Source organism: Elusimicrobiota bacterium (assembly GCA_026388155.1).
In the GTDB taxonomy this organism is placed as follows: Bacteria; Elusimicrobiota; Elusimicrobia; order Elusimicrobiales; family UBA9959; genus UBA9634.
In genome coordinates this window covers 1-2,480 of record JAPLKI010000009.1, presented here as the reverse complement: position 1 = coordinate 2,480, position 2,480 = coordinate 1, and the positions used below count along the sequence as shown (strand labels likewise).

Genomic DNA, 2,480 nt, shown 5'->3' with positions numbered 1-2,480 from the left:
GCTCTACATTATGCCCGCGGGCGGAGGCGGGGCCAGAAAGATGCAATGCAACAGGGCGCTTATGAATTCCTGGCACAGCTGGTCGCCCAACGGGAAATGGCTGGTGTTCTCTTCCAAGGCCAACGGCCCGTACACGCAGCTCTTCCTCACCCATATCGATGAACAGGGAAACGATACGCCCCCCGTCATTCTGGAGCGGTTAACCTCGCCGGACCGGGCCGCCAATATACCGGAGTTCGTTAACACGAAATCCGGCGCGCTAAAAATAATTCATGAACAATTCATCGATGACATGTCTTTCGCAAGAGCCGCCAGACAATTCATCTTATCCGAGGATTATGCCAGCGCGGCACAAGCGGCGCTCAAGGCCCAGTCCATAAACCCCGATAACTCCTACGCGCACTATGTACTGGGGGTGGCGCTGGAAAAGCAGAATAAGTTCGAGGAAGCTATCATGCAATTTACCGAAGCGCTCAGACTTACCCCCAATACTTATGAACCGCACAATGAGCTGGGGCTTACTTTAGCAATGCAGGCCGCGCTTACTGAAGAAGTCTTCCGTGCTAACGAGAAATCCAGGCCTGGTACGGACGCTATAGGAATAAAGACGCAAAACACACAGGCTATGTATGAGCAGGCTGTCCTCCACCTTAAGGAAGCGCTCAGATTAAATCCGAACTTTACCGAAGCGTATAACAATCTGGGGTTCACCCTGAATGCGCAGGGTGAATTCGAAAAAGCCATTCCGCCGCTTACCGAGGCGCTCAGGTTAAATCCGGACTATGTGGACGCGCACGATAACATGGGCTGGGCGCTGAAAGGAATGGGCAGACTTGATGAGGCTATCAGCCATTTTAATAAAGCATTAATGTTGGACCCGACCTACACGGGAGCGCGCAACGGATTAAATCAAACACTGTGGCAAAAGAGAAATCAAAAACCACGGCAACAATAAACTTAACGCTAATGATAAACGAACGAGGCTGTATAAAATTAAATAACCCTAAGCGCGCAAAAAGTATCGTTGCCGTTTACTGATTATCGTCAAAATCATGAAAAAGCCGGTTTTTCCGTAATCGTCCTATGCGCTGATATATGCCGCGACGATCTTTTGTTCGAAATTGAGGCGGATGCCGTTTCTACCAGCAGATATGCGCAAATTATTCAGCCGGAAAGTAATCATTGTCGTCGCGGTTGCCGCGTGCGTATTGATAACATTGCTGGCCATTTCACTTAAGTCCGTTCTAAGGATAAACGATATTCTGGCGGCCTATGATGAAAAAGCAAAATACGGCGAACTGACGATCGGCTATCCGTTGAATAAGACGCTTTTTCCCCCGGAAATTGCGCCGGCGACATTCCGCTGGGATGACAAAGACATTAGATCCGACACCTGGCTTATCACGATAAAATTCCAGGATAACAATAACCGCCTGAATTTCATCACTGATACTCCGGACTGGACGCCCCGGGACGGGCAATGGGAGACTATCAAGCGCCGGTCATCGGAAAAAGACGCGGCCGTTACTATTATCGGCCTGAACAGCGCCGCCCCGACAAAAATCCTCTCGGCGGCAAGCATAACTATCGACACATCCAAAGATGCGGTCGGCGCGCCGCTCTTTTACCGCGAAGTGAACCTGCCCTTTAACGAAGCCGCGAAAGATCCTTCGCTCATCAGGTGGCGTTTTGGGGAAATTTCTTCAAAAGCCCGGCCCCCCGTAGTCTTAGAAGGGCTGCCGGTCTGCGGGAATTGCCACTCTTTCTCCGCTGACGGCAGTATTCTCGGCATGGACGTGGATTATGGCAACGACAAGGGTTCATACGTTATAACGCCAATTACGAAAGAAACCGTCCTGAATAAAGAGAAGATAATAACATGGTCCGCTTATAAAAAAGCGGACCACGAAGAAACTTTCGGGATGCTTTCCCAAGTATCGCCTGACGGCAGGTATGTGATAAGCACGGTGAAAGACCGCTCGGTATTCGTGCCGAAGCCGGAGCTTGCTTTCAGCCAGCTCTTCTTTCCGATCAAAGGGATACTTGCCGTTTATGACCGGGAGACAAAAACATTTCAGGCGCTGCCGGGCGCCGACAACAAAGAATTCGTGCAGAGCAATCCGTCCTGGAGCCCGGATGGCAAGTACATTGTTTTTGCCAGGAACAAAGCGTACCGCCTGAAAAAGGACATCAGCAGCAATAAGGTGCTGCTGAGCGAGAAAGACGCCGCTGAATTCCTCAAAGAGGGCAAGACTTTCCTGTTCGACCTCTACCGTATCCCGTTCAACGGCGGAAAGGGCGGGGAGGCAAAACCGCTTGCGGGTGCCTCCGGCAACGGGATGAGCAACTACTTCGCGAGATATTCCCCCGACGGAAAATGGATAGTGTTCTGTAAAGCCGGAAGTTTCATGCTGCTGCAGCCTGACAGCCAGCTCTACATTATGCCCGCGGGCGGAGGCGGGGCCAGAAAGATGCAATGC

At 51.2% G+C, this 2,480-nt stretch carries 2 protein-coding genes; both read left to right on the top strand.

Annotated elements, in window-relative coordinates; translation table 11 throughout:
* Positions 1-955: tetratricopeptide repeat protein (locus tag NTX59_03230; GenBank protein MCX5784680.1), on the top strand; the 955-nt coding region annotated here is incomplete at its 5' end.
* Between the two features lie 196 nt (positions 956-1,151).
* Positions 1,152-2,480: hypothetical protein (locus NTX59_03225; protein ID MCX5784679.1), on the top strand; the 1,329-nt coding region annotated here is incomplete at its 3' end.